The sequence below is a fragment of the Paenibacillus sp. FSL W7-1279 genome (genome assembly GCF_037969845.1).
GTDB lineage: Bacteria > Bacillota > Bacilli > Paenibacillales > Paenibacillaceae > Paenibacillus_AQ.
The window spans coordinates 1,112,261-1,133,461 of the sequence record NZ_CP150215.1 but is presented as its reverse complement, the minus strand read 5'-3'; the positions used below and the strand labels follow the sequence as shown (position 1 = coordinate 1,133,461).

The window sequence follows — 21,201 nt, the reverse complement described above, 5'->3', positions numbered from 1 at the left end:
AGCTTGCTCACTCGCTGAGATATTCCTATGTAGTTCAGATTAAACAGATTATCCCCAGAAGTACGTGTAGAGCGCGACATTCACGACTAACAACAGCGGCACGCCCATTTTAAATGATAAATGCCTCGTTTTATGACGCTTGCGGTACATGGCAATCCATACACCCAAGGCCCCGCCTATGGCAGCCAGCAGAAACAGCGTTCTCTCCGGAACCCGATCCCGTCCCATTCGGGCACGCCGTTTATCCTCCGACATGACCAGGTAGGCTACCGCATTGATAAAAATAAACCAAACGATCAGTGCAGGTCTCACGTTGGTTCACGCACCCCCATTCCAACTGATCGATCTTCCCCAATCAGCCATTTGCTATACATTCTATGGCTATTATAAAACTGCAGGCTAATGAAGACAATGCCGGCTAAATAATCTTGGATCATGCCCATCTATGAATGCCATTATTAGGACACGGCCGACGTCATAATTCCAACGAACCCGTGTCCGGCATAATGACAACCAGGCCATGCTCAACCACTACTCAAAACTTATGATTCATTCTTGGATATTTCATTCAGGCTCGGAACATAGTCTGCAGCCTTTTTCGGTTTGAGGGTCTTGCTCTCCTCAAGAATGCTTGATTTGTTCTGCTGGTTTTCGCTTTTTCTTGCTTTATGATTCGGCATGCAAATCACCCCCTGTCCGTAGAATGAGCCATTCTACCCGAGGTTATGCTAGCGATGGCAAGAAAATCGCTTTTCAAGCAATTGGGAGAAGCCTTATGCAGATTATTCCTTCCCCTTCTGCTCAAGAGCCGCCTTCAACAGGTCGCCCAGGTTCGAACCGATCGACTCCTGCTTACTATATTGCTGAACGAGCTTCCGCTCCTCGCGTTTGTTCACATGCTTGACATCCTTCTTCAGCGTTTCCGTAATGCCGCAGCCCAGGCACTGCACGAACAGCCCCGCCTTGCCTTCTTTCATCTCCATCTTCTTGTGGCACTGCGGACATCGGCGATTGGACAGACGCTTCTCGCCTGAACGCTTGTATCCGCAATCGTCACTCGGGCAGACAAGCAGCTTGCCGCGCTTAGTCTTCTTCTCCAGCAGTCTTGTCCCACAATCCGGACAGTGGCTGTTCGAGACATTATGCGGTTTGTACTCCGCTTCGCTTCCCTTTACATCCGTGACCAGCTTCTTGGTCATGTCCCGAATTCCACGCAAGAACGGTTCCGGCTTGCCTTGCCCCTTCGCGATCCGTTCGAGCTCGGCCTCCCAGCGTGCCGTGAGCTCCGGTGTTCTCAGCTCTGGAGCGACAAGCTCGATCAGCTGCTTGCCTTTGCCTGTCGGATGGAGGGTTTGCCCCTGCCGTTCGATCGTATCCGAGCTAACCAGCTTCTCGATGATATCAGCCCGAGTCGCTGGGGTTCCCAGGCCGTGCTTCTCCATCTGGGAGAGCAGCGCCGCTTCGTTATAACGCTTCGGCGGCTGGGTGCGTCCCGGTTTCAGTACGCAGCGGACCACCTTCACCGACTCTCCTTCTCGCAGCTCCGGCAGGAGCTTGCCTGAAGACTGGCCCTGAACATCGTCCTGCTCGTCTTCAGCGTCATCGTCATAATCGCCGCCGTATACCTCGCGCCAGCCGCTGTCCTTGATCGTAGTCCCTTTTGCGTAGAGCTGTTCTCCCTCAATCTGAACGGTAACCGATACGTTATCGTAGCGGGCAGGAGGATAGAACAAGCTGATGAACCGGCGTACGATAAGATCGTACAGCTTGCGTTCATCCACTGACAGCTGATTCAGCAGCACGGTCTGTTCGGTTGGAATGATGGCATGGTGATCCGTAACCTTGCTGTCATCCACGACCCGTTTGCCCGGCGATAAATTTTTACGCAGCAGCGGACGTGCAATGGAGGCATAGGGCCCGATCGCGATGCTCGACAGTCTCTCCTTCAACGTTCCGACCATATCCGATGTCAGGTAACGGCTGTCCGTACGCGGATAGGTGACCAGCTTATGCTGCTCATACAGGCGCTGCAGCACGTTCGAGGTCTGCTTGGCAGAGAACCCGAATCGGCGGTTGGCATCCCGCTGTAATTCGGTCAAATCATAGGCCAGCGGATGCGGCTCGGTTTTCTCGCTCTTTTTCACGCTGACGATTTTACCGGTGCTGCCCTCCAGCTTCTGCTTCAGTTTGGCCGCCTTATCCTTCTCGAATAGACGACCGTCTCCGCCGGCCGGACGCCACGAAACCTCAAAATTCCCAAGATCCGCCTGCAGCGTCTCATATTCCTGAGAGCGGAAATTCACGATTTCCTTCTCCCGGTCCATGATCATCCCGAGCGTTGGCGTCTGAACCCGGCCTGCCGACAACTGTGCATTAAATTTGGTCGTCAGCGCACGCGTCACATTCAGTCCAACCATCCAATCCGCTTCCGCCCGGCAGCGTGCGGACTCATACAGCCGGTCGAACTGCTGCCCCGGCTTGAGTGATGCAAAACCTTCCTTGATCGCCTTATCCGTCTGGGAAGAAATCCACAGCCGCTTGAACGGCTTGTTCCACTTCGCCATTTTGAGGATCCAGCGTGCAAGCAGCTCCCCTTCACGGGCCGCATCCGTGGCAATAATCATCTCGCCGACATCCGGGCGCTTCATCAGATGCTGAACCGTCTTGAACTGGTGGCTTGTTTCCTTCAGCACCTTAAGCCTCGTGTTATCCGGGAGGATCGGCAAATCCTCCAGCACCCAGGTCTGGTACTTCTTATCATAGTCCTCGGGTTCGGCAAGTCCTACCAAATGTCCAAGCGCCCAGGTCACAATATATTTCGGTCCTTCAAAATAATTCTTCTGCTTCTCGCGGCTGCCCATTACTCTCGCAATTTCCTTGGCAACGGACGGCTTCTCAGCCAATACTAATACTTTCATAGCCCTCCCCTTCCTCTGTCCTCCTATTATAACCTCCCCTCGATTGTTTCCACAAAGATAAGTCAGATCGTTTTCTTAGCCAGCCATGTGAACGTAAGATTGGCACATACGGGACAGCCCTGCTTCTTCAAATCCTCGATCGTGGAATAATCACCCTGCACGCCCACCTGCAGCTCGCCCTGACATTGAATGCATCTGTAGGTTCGGACCGTTCGCCTAACCTCGCCTGTGTAGAGCTCCTCCTCGAAAGAATCCGTAATATGCGGCTCCGTAAATTCCGTCGTTGTTAGCACGATCATCTGACCGCTATTGCCGATCATCTGCGCTCCGATATATTGATTGAAATGAAGCAGCACCTGCTTTACCGACAAACCCATACGGACGAATTCACGCTGCATGGACCATGTGAAATCGGGAGATTTGTGGGCGAAGGAGAGAAAGATGGGGCATCCCTTCTCGTGTTTCAACGCGCTAATCCCTCTGGATAAGAACAGGGTCAGCCCTTGAAGCGTGTACGGCGGATCCGTAAAAAAGCAATCATATTGCCCGTTCCAGCCCTCAGGCAACGGCTGCCTGAGATCGATATGTCTGCATGTAACCGAAAAGCCTTCTTTTGCAGCTGCACGCTGGATAAACCGCAGGAATCGCTCATCGATATCCATTACGGTAATGGCGGCTCTCTGGTCCTTTGCGTTCGGGAACAGCCGTTTAAGCAGCAGACCCAGCGAAATGCTCACAAGGTCGTCATCGCCAACGCACAGGATGTTCTTGCCGATCAGGCTGTGCTCCCTCAGACACAGAACCGCTCTCCGAAGACTCGTCTCCACCGTGCATTGGGATTGGTCGATCTGAACATCGACTTGGGGGCGCTGCTCCAGGATCTCCGTGAGCCTCGCTAGTACATCAGAAAGCTCCGGCTGCCAATCGTGTTCCTCGGCCATAAGCTTCTGATACAGATCCTGATCGATCCCGCCGTATCCCAGTTCATGTTCAACATACACCTTCCCGGCAGAGGTGCAGCGAACTCCCCGCTCTTGAATGAGAGCACCTGCCTTGATGAGCTCCTTCTTGATTGCGGCAGTGATTGGAACGGGTAGATACGTATGTCGTGCCAGCTCTTTGGTTGAAATACCGGGCCGCATATAACTCGCTACCAGCAGCTGTTCAATCACCTGAACGCCTTCCTGCAAACGAACCTTGGTTTTCACTTCTTCTATATAATTCATCATGTGAATCACGCTCTTTTCCTGAATATGGGGTGGTTATTGCCCCTGGAAAAGAACACACGTAACCCCATACGTGCAGTAATAAAAAAAGGACAGAAGTCCATGAACCATCGTCCACCTTCTGTCCCCCAGCGGGAAGCCGTGCCCAGGGCACGGCTGTACAGTCAATATATAAGGGATGGCTGTTGTGTTCTTAACCAGGTGGACTCAGAGCCTTCGCGCCATGACAAATAAACCTCACGTAAAGTGGGTTTTTGCCATAAGACAAGCAGAGAGTCCTATACAATTTGGTTAGTTAAGAACACGCACCGACATCAAGACAGCTCCCCTATTTTCAATATAAATCCCGCCGACTAAAATCTGTTGGCCATAAAAATGATATCCTTCTTCACTTCAAAACCGTGTTTCCGATAAAAATCTTCCGCCGGAAGATCCTTTTCCGTAAGCAGCACCATGCAATGAATGTTAATCGATTTCAAATACTCCTTTATGCCATGCATTAATGCCGAACCTAGTCCGCCGCCCTGCAGATCGGTATCGATATAATACTCCTGGATATAGTATTCCTTACCGCTATACCAGCTCTTCGTATGACCAAAACAAGCTCCCAGTATCTTACCATCCTGTTCTATAACAAATCCCAGGAATACCGGATTGTCCATAAATTCTCCGAGGTATTGCTGTACATGCTGCACGGAGTCCCACTGATCGAACCAGGGTTCGCCGCTAAAGACCTTGAGCATCAGCTCGGAACATGCTCCAAGGTCGGGTTTGTCCATCAATCTGACATTCTGTTTCGTTTCCATCAAGCCGTTACACCCCATGATCTGTGAATGATATCGTAATCGCCGATAAGCCTAACCGTCCGGATCATCATGAGTATAGGAGCAAAGTTCTTCAGACTCGGCTCCTTACATACTATCGGGTCATGGCTCACGTTCCTTTCCGTGGAAGGATCCAATCTTTCCGCCAATATGGCACGCGCCCGGTACAGCCGGGATTTCACCGTTCCTTCCGGTATACCTACCATCTTGGCGATATGGTTGATCGGTATATCCCGATAATAGTGAAGCTGAATAACTCTGCGTAAATCATCTTCCAGATGGGTCACGGCTTCGTTGAGTTCGATCGCTTCATACGGCAGTGCATCGGCACCCCCATTGGCAAGTTCAACCGTCCGCAGCCGCTGCTGGGAGCGCAGCAGTTGCAGGCATTCATGAATAAGAATGCGGGACAGCCATGTTCTAAAATAAGCAGGCTGCTTTAAGGTCGACATCGCTGCGAAGGATTTATAAATCGCTTCCTGTACGGCATCCGCGCAATCCTCTTCCCGCCTCAAATACAAGCGGGCCAAGCCATACAAATTACGCTCACAAGCGTGGACCAGCCTGCTAAAGGCTTCCCGATCCCCATGCTTGGCAAGCTGGACATCGCGTTCTATATTGGATTTCTTGTTCACATTGGGAGACCTCCTCTGCAACACTTCCTTGGCCTTACATAAGTTAGATGCCTGAGAGCGCGATCAGGTTCACGCCAGTTCATCTTTTTTTAAAATCCGGTGTTGCCATCACCTTCATTTTCGCACAATTCCGTTAATCATTTCCATATTGAATATTCAGCCTATGAAAAAACACCGCAAGGTCATCGCCCTTACGGTGTCTCGTTCAGCCTATAAATCGTTCATGTCATGAAACAGATGATTAATCCGTTCTCATTCAATTCGGTTCCTTATCCACATATCGACCTTGCTCGGGAACGGCCAAACGATCAAAATCCCGAGCTAGCCGTTCGAGTGAAGCGTTAAGCTCCTCACCCCGCATCGAAACTCCGTGTCCCGTGATCAGAACTCCGGGATTCAAGCTTGACAGGCGGCGAACCGACTCCCGCGCAAGATCCCAATCCGGGGTAAAATACATCGGCGGACCATGCAGCTCCTTCTCCTGCCCGATGACGGCTAGCGCCGACTCTTGCTTCACCGTAATCACCGCGTCTCCCGCAACGAGGACTCGATCCCGTTCGCGGAACAGGGAGATATGGCCGGGGCTATGGCCCGGTGTCGGCAGCCATTTAAATTCAGAAAGACCCGGCACGCTGCCGTCCTCCGGCAGCGGTTGTATCCTGGAGCCCAGATCGATGGCTTTGTTCGGATACATCGGGGCAACGCGGGCCATCAATCCGCCGCCCACGCTTGGATCACCTGGTGGATAGTCTTCTTTTCCCGTAAGGAATGGGAGTTCATCCCGATGAGCGTAGACAGGTACACTCCAGCGATCCGCCAATTCCTTCACATTCCCGACATGGTCGAAATGGCCATGGGTGAGCACAATGCAAACCGGCGGCTTTCCGAATCTTTTCTCAGCTTCTTCTACAATGGACCCTTCAAAATTTCCGAGTCCCGTATCAATCAGTACCCAGTCGCCCGTCCCCGGCGTACCGATCATCTGGACGTTCACCATAACCGTACGCAAGGATAGAATATCCGGCGTAATCTCTTCCGTCTCGACTGCACCCGTCTTTAACATGCTGTGATCATTCATTATGGAATCGCCCCCACTTCTCGTTGTAAATGCTTCTTGTAATAACATACCCGTTTTGGCAATTTTCAACGAAGAAATGGCGATTTTTACTGAATGATTTTGTTGAGACGGTCCAGATAACGCCAGCGAGTAATAAAGAAATATATGACCTGGATGCTCAGGAAGAAGATAAAGATCTTCAAACTGTGCCCAACAATCGAGAAGTCTACCAGTTGCTGCAGGGCTACGAAGGCAACGCCGCTATGAATGAGTGCGATCAGCATTGGTAAAAAGAACATAATGACAAGCTGCTTGGTAATGATAGTGCCAAGCTCTTTTTTGCTGAGTCCGACCTTCGCAATCATGCGATACTGCTGTTCGTCCCGGGCAAGATCCGCGTACAGCCGGAAATAAACAAAGCTTGCCGCGAAGGTGAAGAACACGATGCCGACCAGGCCGCTTACCATAAGCAGAATGCCGTTCTGCTGCTGAGCACTTTTCCAATCCATATACAATGATTTTACATAATAACTGTAGTCCTCATTCTCGTTGAGACGATCCAGAATCGCTCTGGATACATCCCCAGTATTCTTCCAATCCTGTACGTAAAACGTATGGTATGCCGCATAACCGTACTCCTCATCCTGATCCTGCTGTGCCTTGAACGCATCGTCGTACAAGCGGTCGGATACGACCAGCGTCTCGCCATAGGTTGCCGGTACGGCGATAAACGTTTCGGCTTTGAGCACCTTGACGATTTCCGATTTCTTGCCGTTTAATACCTCGAACTGATGATTTAAAGGACCGTTGATTCGGTAGCTGTTCTTCTCCGAGACTGTTCCCGGAGTCAAGATTCCTTCCAGATCGCCCAATGTTTCTGCCGGGTAACCCAGTGACTGAATGAGACGGTTATATTGGCTAAGCTTAACCAGCTGCACCCCGTTATCTGAGAAAATCGGAGTAACCTCCGCCTCCTTGTACTGAAATCCGCCTTTCTTGAGCTCCTCCCTGATCATATCAAGATGACGATTCCCTTTATCAGCGTTCTCCTCATACATGGTGTACGTATAGGCATAAGGATTTTCCATAGCTGATAGGCCGGGATCCCCGATTGCAAGCGTGGTCCCGATGCCGGTAAAGGCAGATGCCGAGATAACCGAAACGAGGAAAAACATCACCGCATTGTCCTTGATTCTGTACAGGAGCTCCGAGATTGTCAGCAGATTGGTTCGACGGAAGAAAAATCGCTCCTTCTTCTGCAAATACCGCATAAAATATACGCTGAACTGGGTGAAGAGAAAATACGTGCCGAAGATAACGAGAACAACGCCTCCAAACAGCAGAATAAAATTAAAGATTTGGAGAATCGCAAAAGCCATAACCATACCGTATCCGGCACCAATCAACAGGACAGCCAGCACGGCCAGCCAAGGAGAGGCTTTGGGCTGCGGTTTGGGACTTTCCTCCGCTTTCACGAGCGCAAGCAGCGTGCCCTTCCTCAGCATGAACGAAGAACACAGTGCAATCAGCAGGAACAAGGCGGCATAAGCCGCTGCTGTGATAAGAAGCGCTTTGAGCGGAAAATAAAACGGAAGTCCATTATCCACGGCCAGCAGCTTCGCGCTGATTAACAGAATCAGTTTCGAGAACAGAACGCCCGTCCCGATCCCGGCTATGATCGCCGCAACGCCAATCAGTATATTTTCGATGAACAGCATCCGGTTCAATTGCTTGCGGGACATGCCAAGGATCAGCAGAATGCCGAATTCCTTCTTCCGGACTTTGATAAAAGCCCCCACGGAATAGAGCAGGAAAAAGAACGAAAAGACAAACACAATGTACTGGGATACCGTCATGCCCATCGTGCCCAACATGGACATGGTATCGCTCGAGGAGACCAGACCATCCTTCAGCTGCGGGTGAAACGACAGCAGCCCGTAGGTAAAGAAAATCATGACCGAGAAGGCGCTGCTCAGGAAATGGGCGATATACGTGCGCTTGCTGCGCAGGACATTGTTAATGGCGAACTGGCGAAAATTCATGTCCCGAACCTCCCAGCAGCGACAGCACATTGATGATTTTTTGGTAAAAGGCCGATTGGCTCTCACCATACGTGATTTCGTTGTACAACTGACCGTCCTTGATAAACACCACCCGATTGCAGTAGCTTGCGGCAACCGGGTCATGAGTGACCAGCAGCATCGTCACTTTGTCCTCTTTGTTTCTCCGGTCCATAATCTCCATGACGTCGCGCGCCGATTTGGAGTCCAGGTTCCCCGTCGGTTCATCGGCAAGGACCAGCTTCGGTACATGGATCATCGCCCGTGCTACGGCCGTCCGCTGCGCCTGTCCCCCCGATATTTCGTAAGTCCGCTTATCCAGGATCGATGTAATGCCCAGCTTCTCGGCCAATATCCCTACCCGGCGATTCATCTCATCCAGATCCACCCCGTCCAGCGCCAAGGGCAGCAGGATGTTCTCCTTCACCGTCAGCGTATTCAGCAGGTTGAAGGATTGAAAGACAAACCCGAGCTCACGGCGGCGAAACATCGCGAGTTTGTCCTGGGATAAACGGAACGGATCTTCCCCGCCAATGTGGATCTCCCCGGACGTGGGGCGGTCGATGGTGGATATCATGTTAAGCAGCGTTGTTTTACCGCTCCCGGATGGTCCCATGATGCCAACGAATTCTCCTTCGTTGATGCTCAGATTGATATTGGAAAGCGCCTCGTGGGACACCGCGGCCTTGTAGACTTTGCCCAAATTGCGCACGTTTAGTATTTCCATCTTGTAAACCTCACCTTCGTTATTCATATCTTGTAAGGTTAGTGTATAGCATCCGGCGGAGCTTCTCCTATCGATCACTCTTTCACCAATCTTACATCGGTGTAAGATTCATGCGCAGACCCACTCAGAGTACGTCACGGTTGTGATTCTAAGGCCGCTTCGAGTACGTAACGTTCCTACGATCGCTGTTGCCCCCAAATTTTCTGAACGATTACACTGTGGTGAAAATTCGGGTGCAAAGGCGACCGCTTCGCTTCTTCGGAATCGTTTCGTCCTCTTTCGCTGGTGTGTAACGATGCCTACTCATTATTTAAAACAAAAGAAAGAACCTTATCTCAGGGCTTCATGATGTTTCAACAACCATCTTTTACCCCAGATAAGGTGCTCTCATAAAGTATTTAGGTGATTTACTGTACGCTTCATAATCTATGAATAACTTAGATATGGTCTGACTGACCCTACTCGGCTTAATCCATACCGTCATCTCGATCTTAAACAACCAACAACGTACTCGACATCTTAGCCTGCGCCAGTCAGACGCCAACAGGACTCTCTATTGCCAGTTTCACCCCGAAAAAATCAACCTCACGGTCGTTCCTTTCCCCTGCTCGGATTCCAGCTCGATTTGGTGGTTCATTTTATGAACGACCTCCTTGACGAGATATAAGCCCATGCCGGTGGATTCCTTCAGCTTGCGTCCGTTTTCACCGGTATAGAACGGGTCGAACACCCGCTTCATGTCGGATTTGGGTATGCCTATCCCGCGATCCGTGATCTCCAGCACAACATGACGGTGATCCTCGCTCCGGTGGGCTTGGATCGTCACTTTAAGGCCGGTACCGGCGGAATATTTGACGGCGTTGGACAGCAGCTGCAGCATGATGAAACGAAGCCACTTGGCATCCGTCTGGACGGTGAGGTCCGGGTTGATCCGGACTTCCGGATACACATGGCTGTGAATAAAGTAGCGCTTGTTCTCGTGAACTGCATCGACTGCAATCTGGTAGAGCTTCACAGGCTCCACGCTGAAATCCTGTTCAAATGTTTCAAGCCTGGACATGTAAAGCACCATCTCAAGCCCGCGCCGAATCCGGTCGGACTCTTCGGATATACTCTTGAAGGAATCGTTATCATCTTCTTGCGTGATCACCTCAATGACAGACAGCGGCGTTTTCATCTGATGTACCCATTGATTCATGAAGATCATATGCTCTTTCCGCCGGCGCTCCCACTCTTCCATGACCGTTCGGTATTGACGGTATTGCTCTTCCATAAGCTCGCTAAGAGCCGTGGGCAGCGGGGCGGATTCATTATGCTTGATCGATTCCTCCAGCGACCTGATTGGCTGTGACAGCCGCTCATAGAAATCCCGGTGCGTGAAGTACCGGAATGCCAAGTATCCGCCCAGAATGGTCAGACCGAGGAAAACGGCATAGGCCGCTGTCACCGGATGATCATAACCGTCATACCAGAATACGAGCAGCACCACAAACAACTCGGCGACCGTAAATAGTATCAAGGGCAGTTGCTCACGCCAAAACAGCTTTTTCATAGCCTGCCCTTACCTCTTCCAAACCGTGTGCAGTCGGTATCCGGAGCCGCGGATCGTTTCCAGCGCATTCTCAATCCCTAATTCCGCAAGCCGTTTGCGCACCCGGTTAATATTCACGCTGAGCGTATTATCGTCAACGAACGTATCATCCCACAGCTTCTCCAGAATCGTCTCGCGCGTGACCAGCCGCGGGCTCCGGCTTAGCAGCGTTTCCAGGAGGATGGTTTCTTTTTTGGTGAGTATGGATGTCCGGTCCTCAAGGATCAGCTCCATCCGTTCGGGATACAGGACCAGCCCGTCCTTCTCAACCGTACGCTCGGCGGATGCTGCTGCATAATCACCGTATACGCGTCGAAGCTGGCTGTGGATCTTGGCGATGACGATATCATAAGCAAACGGCTTGGTGATATAATCATCCGCGCCGTTCTCCAGCGCCCGTAACTGATCGGGTGTCCCGTTCCGAGCGGATATGAAAATAATCGGACAGGTTGAGACCGACCTGATCTGGCGGCACCAATAATAGCCGTCAAAGCTTGGCAGATTCACGTCGAGCAGAACAATATGCGGCTTTATCTCATGGAATCGCTCCAGCACATGATCGAAATCCTCGATGATGGTTCCATCATTTCCGTACCGTTCGATATGCGATTGCAGCAGCCCCGCCAGCTTGGGGTCATCCTCAACAATCATGATTTTGTACATCCGTTCACCCTCCATGAAGCGTCAGGCCGCTCTTTCCCTTCGAAAGAATTCGCCTGATGGTTTATGATTCCCTAACGATAGCCGCTTCAAAAAAGTTGGTTCCGTCCGGCGACGTGCCTTGTACGTACACCCTGTTGTTCTCTTCTACCGAACGTCGGATCAGCATCGTATCCTTCAGCCTGGCCTCGTTATGATATGTAATCTTGAAGCCGGTCACTTGCCCTTCCCGAAGCTCCTGCTCACTCAGCACGTCAAAGCACAGATCTGCATAACGGGCATTATTCAAATGACCATTCGTATCGATTCCGCTGTACCGGACCATGTACGTATAAGCCTCATCCAGCTGTACTCCTTCCGGTAATACGGCTTTGTTTGGCAGTTCTCCAACCGTTTCCTCACCGATCGGCACCTCATATGGAAACATGGACGGACGCAAAATTTTCCGTTTATGGATATCTACCAGGGCCCATACCGAGCGGGCTTCGCCCAGCATTTCTCCAGAGTCGTTCTTTATCCGATAATCCCGGTGCCACAGCGCTCCTTTGGACCCGCGGCTCCAGGTGTCAACATATACTGTGTCCATATCCCTTGGCATCTGCCGCATATCAAGCTCAAGCGTTATCAGCATCCAGCCCATTCCCCGCTCGATCATCTCCTCGCGACTGATCCCGAGCGCCTCAATATGCCGGTCAGCCGCTCTTTGCAAAATACTGAGCAGCGAAGACCAACGGCAATCCCCTCTAAAATCCGCATCAACGGATTGAATCGTATATTCTTCAGTCCATTTCTCAACCATGAGTCCCATGCCAGCTCCTTTATTATTCTCAACCTAACGATAATTCAAGCATAATCAAAAGCCCAGCATTTATCAAAGAATGACACGATATTTCGTCTGCTGGAAAAAAGTGATTTTGTCATCATCCGGTTTAAAAGTCACGTCTTTGGTTAATAGTAAGGCACAAACAACTATAACTTATACGAGGTGATAAACAATGAGTTTTCTTTGGTCATTAATCGTTGGTGGTATCATTGGTTGGATTGCGGGCTTGATTATGGGCAGAGACATTCCCGGCGGAATCATCGGTAACATCATTGCTGGTTTTGTCGGTGCTTGGCTTGGTGGACTTCTGCTTGGATCTTGGGGACCGGAAATGGGAGGATTCTTCATCCTGCCTGCTCTGATCGGTGCCGTGGTGCTTGTCTTTATCGTCAGCCTGATCATGGGTTCGATGAGACGCGGCCGTTCCTAACTTGATTGAATAGGATGAAGACTTTCATGGTGCGATTTACCGGCAACTGCCACGATTCAGATTACGCAGCGGATAAATCCACAACCAAACAGGGTGACCTATTCGCCATCATGGCGGTAGGTCACCCTGTTTTACATGCCCTTTCTTTTATAAAAGAGGAAGGCCTTGCTTCTTCGCATAATTCCCCCAATGCGGCCTGCGTCCATCAATGTCGCTAAATCCGTATTCATCCGACAAATCCCAGCTGGAGAGCGCCTTGCCGCTCTTGTCGGCTACATTCGGATCGGCTGCGAGCGCAGCAATGCCCTGCCCCAAGAAATAGGGGGTCTCCGACTCGATGAAATGAGGCTCTTGCGCTGCGGCATCCTGCCAATTGTCTTCCGTCACGCCAAAGTGATCCAGCATTTGTTCGGAACGCAGAAATCCTGGCGTAACGGACAGCGCAGTTACCTGATAGGGACGCAACTCTTCCGCCATGGCAGCAGCCAGGTGGATCGCCGAAATTTTTGCCAGGCTGTAGTACAAGTTCCCGCGATACCGATACGTAGATCCATCCGTAACTTCAATGACCAATCCCCCGCCGCTGTCCACCATCAGCGGAACACCGTAATAACTTGTGATCATGTGCGTGGTAACCGCCCGCTCCTGCATTAACAATCCATCGGACAGAAACTGCTCCCAGAACGGGATATTCCAGTGCGTGAGGTTCTCCCCTCCCCATATATCATTAACGAGGATGTCCAGCCGTCCTTGCTGCTCCTCGCGAATCCGTTCAAACAATGCCTTTACTTGCTCCTCATCGGTATGGTCACATTGCACGGCGATGCCGATCCCGCCCCGCGCCGTCACCATATCCGCCGTGTCATCAATCGTCTCAGACCGTTTGATATCCGACACCTGACCACGTACGCTCCGTCCCGTGCAATACACCGTTGCCCCTGCAACACCCAGCATCACCGCAATGGCGCGGCCAGCCCCCCGGGTCGCTCCGGCAACGACGGCTACTTTACCTTGTAATGGCTTATACTCATTCTTATTCATAGCGTAACCTCCAACCTGTATACTGAATAATCTCAACATCCTTATCCTATCAGTCATATATGACATCCCTTGTCTTATATCCGTGCTACAATACAATTATCTTCTACAGATAGTAAAGAGGTGACATGACTTGAGGGCGGATCGTCTATTGTCCATTATGCTGATGCTACAGAACGGGGGTAAGAAAAACACCCGCTATTTAGCGGAGCAGCTCGAGGTATCGGAACGAACGATCATACGCGATATGGAAAGTCTAAGCTCGGCTGGTATTCCCGTCTATGCGGAAAGAGGCTCCCTTGGCGGTTGGGTGCTGGAAGAGAGCTATCGAACGAACCTGACCGGGATGACGCCTGATGAGCTCATCTCCCTGCTGGTCTCCAGTCACAGCCCGCTGATCGGAGATCTAGGAATCCGCAAGCAATTTGATGCGGCCTATCAGAAATTATTGGCCTCTTCCCCCAGCTCCGTTAGGCAGGACGCCGAAATCATTCGGGAAAAAATCCATATTGATGGCGCAGGCTGGCACTCCTATCGCGAATCGCATCCGTATCTTACAGTGCTTCAGGAGGCGCTGTGGCTGGATCGCATCACCCGAATCCAATATATGAAGGGGGAGGAGCGGGTCGAAAGAAACATTTATCCGCTCGGGCTGGTTGCCAAACGCAGCACCTGGTATGTGGTCGCGGAATCCGAAGGCGAACGGCGAACCTACCGTGTATCAAGAATCGTGGATGCCGTCATGTCCGAGGATACCTTTGAGCGCCCGACCGATTTTAATCTAGCCGAGTATTGGGAGGAGTCGCTGACACGGTTCATGCAGAATCTCCCGAAGTATCCGGCACAGGTTCGAATGACCGTCTCTCTGATCAAACGCTTTGAGCGGGAGCGATACGTAAAAATAATCCGATGCGACATGGAAAGCCAGAACGACGGGTGGATAGCGGCCGATTTGGAATTCAACACCTTGGAGTCGGCTTCCGCATTCCTTCTAAGCTGCGGAGCGGAAATCGAGGTGATTGCTCCGCAGGAGCTGCGCGAGCATGTCGGCACGGCCGCAAAAGCCATTTCACAGCTGTATGAATAGATAAAAAAAGCACCCGGCAGATGCCTCAAAATGGAGGCTTGCCCGGTGCTTGTTGCTGCGCATATATGCGCCATTATGATTGATTGGTATGAAGAGGCTTCAGGTGCGCTTCAATCTGTTCCCGCTTCGGCTCAAGGAACGGCGGCAGCGCTAGCGATTCGCCGAGATGATCGATATGCTCATCCGTGTCAAAGCCCGGGCCGTCGGTAGCCACCTCGAACAAAATACCGTTAGGCTCTCTGAAATACAAGGAACGGAAGTAGAAGCGATCGACAAACCCCGAATTCGAAAAACCTACATCGCCAATCCGGTCGATCCATGCCCGGAGCTCCTCCTCGTCCTCTACGCGGAATGCAACGTGATGAACGCCGCCCCGACCAAGCCGCTCCTGCGGAAGGTCCGTTCGTTCCTCGACGTGCACTTCCGCTCCCGTTCCGCCTTCCCCTGTCTCAAAAACAAGGATATCCGGCTGCCCGTCTACAGGCGAGGCATACTGACCTTTGTAGCGGAAGCCCATCAGCTCCGTCAATACCTTCACGGTTTGCACCGGATTAGGCACGGTAAGCTGCACCGGACCTAATCCGATAATGGCGTATTCCGTCGGAACCGGTCCCTTTTCCCACGGGATGCCCCCAGGAACGCCCTCATTATGTTCATCAGAAACCAGAATGATGCGCTGGCCCTCGAAATCCCTGAAGAGAAGTGTCAATCGGCCGGCACGTTCCTTGATCTCCTCGCGTTCTACACCGTGCTCATCCAACCGCCGGGTCCAGTATTCCAAAGCGCGGTCACTGGGCACGCGAAGGGATGTTGCCGAGATGCTGTTGTTTCCCTCACGGGTCCGGCCGGCCATCGGAATTTCGAAGAAGGTAAGCTCCGTCCCAGGGTTTCCTTTTTCGTCGCCGTAAAACAGATGGTATACCGAGACATCGTCCTGATTCACCGTCTTCTTAACCAAGCGCATGCCAAGAACCTTTGTATAAAATTCGAAGTTCCGCGAAGCCGCAGCCGTTAACGCGGATACGTGATGAATTCCTTTAAACTTCATGACTTCAACCTCCATCTATTTTTTTATTTATTCTTCATTAACGAAACCATGTGAACCATCCAAGGCACCTGTCCTGTTATAAATAAACGCCTTATTCAAAAAGCTGCTTCACCCTTACTTCTTCAACTTATCTTGTGCATCTGGTGCTTAATCTCAGTTTAGTATTTAACTCAGGAATCGTCAAGTCTTAATATTAAGATATTTAAAATAAAAATAACAGAACTCTTTTTCCCTGATCAACTCCGGAAAAATGGATCTGTTATTCATTCCCTGCTATGCTATAAACCTATCCTCGCATGATTGGCCCGTTAACACCACGAACGGGGCTTCGCCTCTTTAAGTCTTGGATATCGCCTCTTCCCGATACTCGGAGGGCGTTTTCCCTGTTATTTTTTTGAACACCTGCGTAAAATAGCGCGGGTCCTGATACCCTACCATTGGCGCTACCTGATATACCTTCACATCCGCATTCAGCAGTATGCTCTTGGCCTTCTCGATCCGGCATTCCGTTAAGTACTCCAGAAACGTATATCCCGTTGTTCCCTTAAACAGGGTACAGAAATGGCTGATGCTCAAATCCGCCAGCTCCGATACCTCTTCAATGCTGAGATCCTTCTGGTAATTTTCCGCGATGTACTCCTTGGCTTTGCCCATAACGGCCTGAACATTGTCCTTGGCCTGCCCGGACCGGCTCTCGGCAATCCACTTGCTGAAATGGCTTTTCACGACGTCCATCAGCTGCTGAAGGGTGCCGGATGCATGAAGCTCCTGCAGCAATTCCTCCAGCGACCACTCAAACAGCACCTTCATATGCTCAAACTGCCGATACAGCACGACACTCATCTCCAGCAGCACCCGCTCGGTCATCTCCCGGCTGAAGGCATGCTCCTCGATATAAGCCTTGGTCTCGTCAAAAAGCTCCAGCAGCCGCTCCTTGTGAAGCGTGCGGATGCTTTCCACCATGAGCGACTCGAGATGCTTCGGATACTTCGCTTCGCTGGCCGTTTCCATCATGGAATCGGACGTTCCGAGAAACACCCCCTCTTCCCCGGAATAAAACCGCTGGTATAAGGCGCGGACGGCGGTCTCGTAAGCCGTTCCCAAGCGGTCAATCCCGGCCATGCTGGGACTGAAGCCGACCGAGCAGGACAGCTTCGTATTCCGCTTGATCAATTGCACCAAATCCCGGCCGTTCTCCTCCTGCCGCTCCCTCGTCAGGTTTGGAAACAGCAGCACCCATTCGCCGCTGCGGAAAGGAAATACCGTCAGTCCGCCATGCTGCAAGGACCATTCCTCCAGGACGTTCCGTACGGCAAACAGCCACAAGCGCTTCTCGTCCATGCTCCATAACTCGTTAAGCCGCAAGTAATGATCCAACTGAATGACGGCCATCGTGTATCCATGCTCCAGCTCGCTGTCTTCCAGCCACTGCATATGCTGCAGTGGGCTTCGGTTCCCCTCGATAAATTCCGTAAGCATCCTCTCCCGGGCCAGCAGAGATAAAACCTTGATCGAATGCAGCATTTGATCATCCGCAATTTGCTTCTCCAGGGTTCTGGCCGCCTTGGCTATCGTTTCCGTCAGCTCATCGTGATCGATCGGCTTGAGCAAGTAATCGAAAGCCCCTTCGCGCAGCGCTTCCCTTGCGTATTCGAATTCGCCATACCCGCTAATGAAAATAATGATCCGCCGTGCCTGATCCGCCTTCAGCTCCTTCATGAGCGTAATGCCATCCATTCCCGGCATCCGTATATCACTGATGATCATATGCGGCGATACTTCACGCGCCAGCTTGAGAGCGCTGTCCCCTGTCTTGGCCTCCCCAACGACTTCGAGATCCAGCTCATCCCAGGGGATGGCTGCCCTTAGACTGCGCAGAATGATCGGCTCATCATCGACCAGCATAACTCTGAATTTGCCTTCCGATCCGCCCATGACGTTCCCCCTGTCTTCTGTTTACTCTGCTGTCGTATTCCGCCTAAGCTTCCAATACCGCACCGAGGACTTCTGAATTTGCTCCAATGCGCCGGCAGCATCGATCCGTCCTCCAATCATATCCTCGATCACCTTAAGGAACGAACTGTTTACCTCGGGTGATAACGTGTTGTCGTAAGGCAGAAAGGTGCTCGTGGACTCCTCCATCAATTCCGTGACTTGGGCAAACACCGGCCCGGTTTTCTTCGAATCATAGTCAATCTTCATCGAAGGGACGCGCAGTCCTTCATACACCAGCCGAGTCTGCACCTCTGGAGTATAGAACATGCCCAGCAGCTCCAGAGCCGATTGCTTTTTCGTTTCATCCAAGTCCGATGACAGCCCGATACCGATCGTATATCCCCCTGCCAAGGACCGTTCTTCGCCAGGAAAAAGCGACGGAAAGGGAATGACGCCGATCTCGTTCTGAAAATCCGGGTAATCCTCATTCTGCAGCAGCGTAATATCCCAGCTGCCGTTCATATACATCGCAGCTTTTCCTTCCGTGAACTGGGCAATCGCTTCTTCCGTGGAAAGATCGTTCGCGTTCGGGCTGAACGCCCCTTCTTTGATCCACAGCTCCAAGTGCTCAAACGCCTCCAAGTAGGACTCTTGCACAAAGCTGACCTGATCATCGCCTTCAACCAGCCGGTCAATCAGTTCCGGCCCGGCGTAACGATCCATGAAATAGTGGGCAAAAATTCCCGCCGGCCACCTGTCTTCGTTGCCGACCGCAAAAGGGATGATATCGTTCTCCCGCAGAACACGAATCGCTTCGTCCATCTGTCCCAGCGTCTTCGGAGGCTCCAGCTTCAGCTGCCGGAATAAAGCCCGGTTATAATAGATCGGCTCTGCGTGTCCCTCGAAAGGCAGGCCATAGATCCGGTCCTCGAAGGTCCAATGGTGCAGATCCTTGAACTGCTCCTTCAATCCGGTATCCTGCAAAAAATCCGTTAAATCCATCAACCGGTTCGATCTGGCATAAGGCACGATCTCGGCTCCTCCGAACAAAACAAACATATCCGGCGGCGTGCCGGTCACCATCTCGCTCTTCAGCTTTTGTTCCCGGTGAATCGTCTGATCGATGCTCTCGAAGTTCACCTTAACATTTGGATGCGCTTTCTCATACGTGCGGACGATGCTCTCGAATACGGCCAGCACCGGCCTGTCATGCTCCTTGTTCCAGAAATGCCGGAACGTCAGCGTAATTTTCTCCGGCTGTTCCTCCTGGGCCGGTCCCTGATTTTGTACCGTCACCCACACGACAGACAGCGCCAACAGAGCGGCATATCCGACGATCCAGCCCCAATTCCAAAACCATCTCACCCTGCAGCCCCCCTGTCATGTCAGTATTTTCGGTATTCGGATTCGGATCAAGGAGCCGTAACCTGGGGAGGAACAGATCATCAGGCCGTAACGGCTGCCAAACCGGATCCGCAGCCTTTCATGGACATTCTTCAATCCGACGCCGTTCTCGCGATACTTCTTGAGCTGTCCCGGATCCGAATTCCACAGCTTCATCAGCGTTTCCGGATCGAAGCCCGGACCGTTGTCCTCCACGTCAATCACGATATCCTCGCCATCCTCGGACACCCGGATGGAGATCAGTCCGCTTTCCTCCATCGGCTCGATCCCGTGATATAAAGCGTTCTCAACAATCGGCTGAATAATCAGCTTTTGCGTAACGTAGTGCCTCAGTTCATTCGGAAGCTCAATGCCGTAATCGAATTTTTCCTCAAACCTGAATTTCTGTATCCGCATGTAATGCTGGACATGCTCCAGCTCCATGCTGAGCGGTATGAGTTCATGATGCTCGCTGATGCTGATACGCAGCAGCTTTCCAAGGGAAACCACCATCTTGCTGATATCCTTGTTACCCTGAAGCACGGCCATCGAATTGATCGATTCCAATGAATTGTAGATAAAATGCGGATTGATCTGAGCGACCAGCGCCTGCAGCTCCGCCTCCTTTTTTCGTGCTTGTTCCGTCTCGACCTGTCCAATCAGCTCCTGGATCTGGGTGCTCATCCGGTTAAAGCCGTCGATTAACAGATCCGTCTCGTCTTCCGCCACGTTATGCGACGGGATCGGGACGAAGATGCCCTGCTTGACGCGCTTCATCCCGTTCACCGCGCTGATGATGCTGCGCACCATTCTGCGCACAAAAAAACGGTCGAACAGGAACGCCGACACGAGCGAGATCAACCCCAGGATCAAGGCTAGGTTGCGAATCGGGACCGATTCGGCCGAAATCAGTTTACTTGGCGTGATGGCGACCAGAAACCAATCTTTATTATGAGAAGGTGAATATGTGATCAGCGATTTTTCGCCTGCATATTGATCGATATAGTAGCCTTTTCCATTCGTCTTGTAACTATCCGAGAGAAACGGGAACTCCGTCCGCTCCCCGATATGCCCGCCTGACTTGCTAAACACGATGTGCCCCTGCTGATTGACCAGCAAAATGTCTCCCTGCTTCAGCGTTGCCGCCTCCCAGAACACCTGATCGAGGAGATCCGGCTTCACGTAGATCACCACGGTTCCGATATCCTCCAGCGAGTAATAGTCCTTGATGACCCTGGATTGAATCAAAACGGGAGCGCCGTCAGCCGCAGAGCCGTTCTCGCCGGGTCCGACCCATACAGGACGCCCCTCCGCCTTCTCTACCGCTTCATACCATGCCTGCTGCCTCAGTTCCTGAAGCTCCATTCCGCCATTCGTGTTATACATCAACCGGTCATTCGAATAAAAAGCAAACGACGCAATCATCGGATGATTGATCAGATTGTTGATCTCCTGCCGCCGTTCATAGGTAACCGCGTATTCCGGCTGTTTCAGCATCTGCTGAACCGATTGCTGGGTAATCGCCGAGTTCGAAATCGTCGTGATTTCATTCAAGGCGAACTTCAGTTTGCGATCCGTTTCCAGAAGCGAAATCCAGTAGAAATCATTCGACTTCTTCTCCATCGCTTCCGAAAAGCTGTAATAGGATACCCCGCCCAGCGCGATGACCGGAATGAAGACCAGAAGAATAATAGCCAGCAATATCTTTCGGCGGAGTTTCATGGATCCTTCCTCCCTCCACTCTACTATGTCTATTATT

Annotated in this window: 19 protein-coding genes; 2 read left to right on the top strand and 17 right to left on the bottom strand. The window is 51.6% G+C overall.

The genetic code is table 11. The features are described 5' to 3' along the window. Positions 1 to 48: 48 nt before the first annotated feature. The 12 genes from MKY82_RS04820 to MKY82_RS04765 all read right to left on the bottom strand — a co-directional run bounded on the left by MKY82_RS04820 (position 49) and on the right by MKY82_RS04765 (position 12,497). Positions 49 to 312, bottom strand: a complete 264-nt coding sequence (locus MKY82_RS04820; protein ID WP_071221567.1) for a DUF1294 domain-containing protein — start codon at positions 310 to 312, stop codon at positions 49 to 51. A 230-nt stretch (positions 313 to 542) separates the two neighbouring features. Further along, positions 543 to 680, bottom strand: a complete 138-nt coding sequence (locus MKY82_RS04815) for a hypothetical protein (protein WP_181469949.1) — start codon at positions 678 to 680, stop codon at positions 543 to 545. A 102-nt stretch (positions 681 to 782) separates the two neighbouring features. After that, entirely contained in the window at positions 783 to 2,918 is a 2,136-nt protein-coding gene (locus tag MKY82_RS04810) for a DNA topoisomerase III (protein ID WP_339295596.1), read from the bottom strand. 62 nt (positions 2,919 to 2,980) lie between these two features. Beyond that, on the bottom strand, positions 2,981 to 4,147 hold the full coding sequence (locus MKY82_RS04805; RefSeq protein ID WP_339295595.1) for a bis-aminopropyl spermidine synthase family protein: 1,167 nt from the start codon (positions 4,145 to 4,147) through the stop codon (positions 2,981 to 2,983). A gap of 350 nt (positions 4,148 to 4,497) precedes the next feature. Continuing rightward, the gene (locus tag MKY82_RS04800; RefSeq protein ID WP_339295594.1) at positions 4,498 to 4,950 is read right to left on the bottom strand and encodes a GNAT family N-acetyltransferase; all 453 of its coding nucleotides are present in this window, start codon (positions 4,948 to 4,950) and stop codon (positions 4,498 to 4,500) included. Next, a complete protein-coding gene (locus MKY82_RS04795; RefSeq protein WP_071221571.1) occupies positions 4,950 to 5,603 on the bottom strand; it encodes a sigma-70 family RNA polymerase sigma factor in 654 nt (217 codons plus the stop codon). The genes MKY82_RS04800 and MKY82_RS04795 overlap by 1 nt, the downstream gene beginning before the upstream one ends. 256 nt (positions 5,604 to 5,859) lie before the next feature. Continuing rightward, positions 5,860 to 6,681 carry an MBL fold metallo-hydrolase gene (locus MKY82_RS04790; RefSeq protein WP_339295593.1) on the bottom strand — a complete coding sequence of 274 codons (822 nt, stop codon included), beginning with the start codon at positions 6,679 to 6,681 and terminating at the stop codon, positions 5,860 to 5,862. 86 nt (positions 6,682 to 6,767) lie between these two features. Beyond that, positions 6,768 to 8,702: an ABC transporter permease gene (locus MKY82_RS04785; protein WP_339295592.1), complete on the bottom strand. Its 1,935-nt coding sequence runs from the start codon at positions 8,700 to 8,702 to the stop codon at positions 6,768 to 6,770. After that, a complete protein-coding gene (locus MKY82_RS04780) occupies positions 8,677 to 9,447 on the bottom strand; it encodes an ABC transporter ATP-binding protein (RefSeq protein WP_054400788.1) in 771 nt (256 codons plus the stop codon). Before MKY82_RS04780 ends, MKY82_RS04785 begins: the two co-directional genes overlap by 26 nt. Before the next feature lie 565 nt (positions 9,448 to 10,012). Next, the gene (locus MKY82_RS04775) at positions 10,013 to 10,999 is read right to left on the bottom strand and encodes a sensor histidine kinase (protein ID WP_194540955.1); all 987 of its coding nucleotides are present in this window, start codon (positions 10,997 to 10,999) and stop codon (positions 10,013 to 10,015) included. 9 nt (positions 11,000 to 11,008) lie between these two features. Next, positions 11,009 to 11,701: a response regulator transcription factor gene (locus MKY82_RS04770; protein ID WP_071221576.1), complete on the bottom strand. Its 693-nt coding sequence runs from the start codon at positions 11,699 to 11,701 to the stop codon at positions 11,009 to 11,011. Between the two features lie 61 nt (positions 11,702 to 11,762). Further along, positions 11,763 to 12,497 carry an acyl-ACP thioesterase domain-containing protein gene (locus MKY82_RS04765; RefSeq protein WP_339295591.1) on the bottom strand — a complete coding sequence of 245 codons (735 nt, stop codon included), beginning with the start codon at positions 12,495 to 12,497 and terminating at the stop codon, positions 11,763 to 11,765. Positions 12,498 to 12,693: 196 nt separating this feature from the next. Here MKY82_RS04765 and MKY82_RS04760 point away from each other — a divergent pair, with 196 nt between their 5' ends. Next, positions 12,694 to 12,951: a GlsB/YeaQ/YmgE family stress response membrane protein gene (locus tag MKY82_RS04760; protein ID WP_006208269.1), complete on the top strand. Its 258-nt coding sequence runs from the start codon at positions 12,694 to 12,696 to the stop codon at positions 12,949 to 12,951. A gap of 147 nt (positions 12,952 to 13,098) precedes the next feature. On the opposite strand, the gene MKY82_RS04755 is transcribed toward MKY82_RS04760, so the two are convergent. Then, on the bottom strand, positions 13,099 to 13,992 hold the full coding sequence (locus MKY82_RS04755) for an SDR family oxidoreductase (RefSeq protein WP_339295590.1): 894 nt from the start codon (positions 13,990 to 13,992) through the stop codon (positions 13,099 to 13,101). Between the two features lie 130 nt (positions 13,993 to 14,122). Here MKY82_RS04755 and MKY82_RS04750 point away from each other — a divergent pair, with 130 nt between their 5' ends. Next, positions 14,123 to 15,076, top strand: a complete 954-nt coding sequence (locus tag MKY82_RS04750; protein WP_194540952.1) for a WYL domain-containing protein — start codon at positions 14,123 to 14,125, stop codon at positions 15,074 to 15,076. 73 nt (positions 15,077 to 15,149) lie between these two features. Here MKY82_RS04750 and MKY82_RS04745 read toward each other — a convergent pair whose 3' ends face one another. The 4 genes from MKY82_RS04745 to MKY82_RS04730 form a co-directional block, all read right to left on the bottom strand. Next, positions 15,150 to 16,124: a ring-cleaving dioxygenase gene (locus tag MKY82_RS04745; RefSeq protein ID WP_194540951.1), complete on the bottom strand. Its 975-nt coding sequence runs from the start codon at positions 16,122 to 16,124 to the stop codon at positions 15,150 to 15,152. A 336-nt stretch (positions 16,125 to 16,460) separates the two neighbouring features. Then, a complete protein-coding gene (locus tag MKY82_RS04740) occupies positions 16,461 to 18,059 on the bottom strand; it encodes a response regulator (RefSeq protein WP_339295589.1) in 1,599 nt (532 codons plus the stop codon). A gap of 21 nt (positions 18,060 to 18,080) precedes the next feature. Further along, entirely contained in the window at positions 18,081 to 19,424 is a 1,344-nt protein-coding gene (locus MKY82_RS04735) for an extracellular solute-binding protein (protein WP_220686537.1), read from the bottom strand. A 15-nt stretch (positions 19,425 to 19,439) separates the two neighbouring features. Then, positions 19,440 to 21,164 (bottom strand): sensor histidine kinase, encoded by a 1,725-nt coding sequence (locus MKY82_RS04730; RefSeq protein ID WP_194540948.1) that lies wholly within the window; start codon positions 21,162 to 21,164, stop codon positions 19,440 to 19,442. Positions 21,165 to 21,201: the final 37 nt, after the last annotated feature.

Excerpts from the sequence above, each read along its gene's own strand:
- MKY82_RS04775 (WP_194540955.1), bottom strand. The coding sequence starts at position 10,999 with ATGAAAAAGCTGTTTTGGCGTGAGCAACTGCCCTTGATACTATTTACG.
- MKY82_RS04740 (WP_339295589.1), bottom strand. The coding sequence starts at position 18,059 with ATGGGCGGATCGGAAGGCAAATTCAGAGTTATGCTGGTCGATGATGAG.
- MKY82_RS04770 (WP_071221576.1), bottom strand. The coding sequence starts at position 11,701 with ATGTACAAAATCATGATTGTTGAGGATGACCCCAAGCTGGCGGGGCTG.
- MKY82_RS04800 (WP_339295594.1), bottom strand. The coding sequence starts at position 4,950 with ATGGAAACGAAACAGAATGTCAGATTGATGGACAAACCCGACCTTGGA.
- MKY82_RS04805 (WP_339295595.1), bottom strand. The coding sequence starts at position 4,147 with ATGATGAATTATATAGAAGAAGTGAAAACCAAGGTTCGTTTGCAGGAA.
- MKY82_RS04785 (WP_339295592.1), bottom strand. The coding sequence starts at position 8,702 with ATGAATTTTCGCCAGTTCGCCATTAACAATGTCCTGCGCAGCAAGCGC.
- MKY82_RS04815 (WP_181469949.1), bottom strand. The coding sequence starts at position 680 with ATGCCGAATCATAAAGCAAGAAAAAGCGAAAACCAGCAGAACAAATCA.
- MKY82_RS04760 (WP_006208269.1), top strand. The coding sequence starts at position 12,694 with ATGAGTTTTCTTTGGTCATTAATCGTTGGTGGTATCATTGGTTGGATT.
- MKY82_RS04810 (WP_339295596.1), bottom strand. The coding sequence starts at position 2,918 with ATGAAAGTATTAGTATTGGCTGAGAAGCCGTCCGTTGCCAAGGAAATT.
- MKY82_RS04755 (WP_339295590.1), bottom strand. The coding sequence starts at position 13,992 with ATGAATAAGAATGAGTATAAGCCATTACAAGGTAAAGTAGCCGTCGTT.
- MKY82_RS04765 (WP_339295591.1), bottom strand. The coding sequence starts at position 12,497 with ATGGTTGAGAAATGGACTGAAGAATATACGATTCAATCCGTTGATGCG.
- MKY82_RS04745 (WP_194540951.1), bottom strand. The coding sequence starts at position 16,124 with ATGAAGTTTAAAGGAATTCATCACGTATCCGCGTTAACGGCTGCGGCT.
- MKY82_RS04790 (WP_339295593.1), bottom strand. The coding sequence starts at position 6,681 with ATGAATGATCACAGCATGTTAAAGACGGGTGCAGTCGAGACGGAAGAG.
- MKY82_RS04730 (WP_194540948.1), bottom strand. The coding sequence starts at position 21,164 with ATGAAACTCCGCCGAAAGATATTGCTGGCTATTATTCTTCTGGTCTTC.
- MKY82_RS04780 (WP_054400788.1), bottom strand. The coding sequence starts at position 9,447 with ATGGAAATACTAAACGTGCGCAATTTGGGCAAAGTCTACAAGGCCGCG.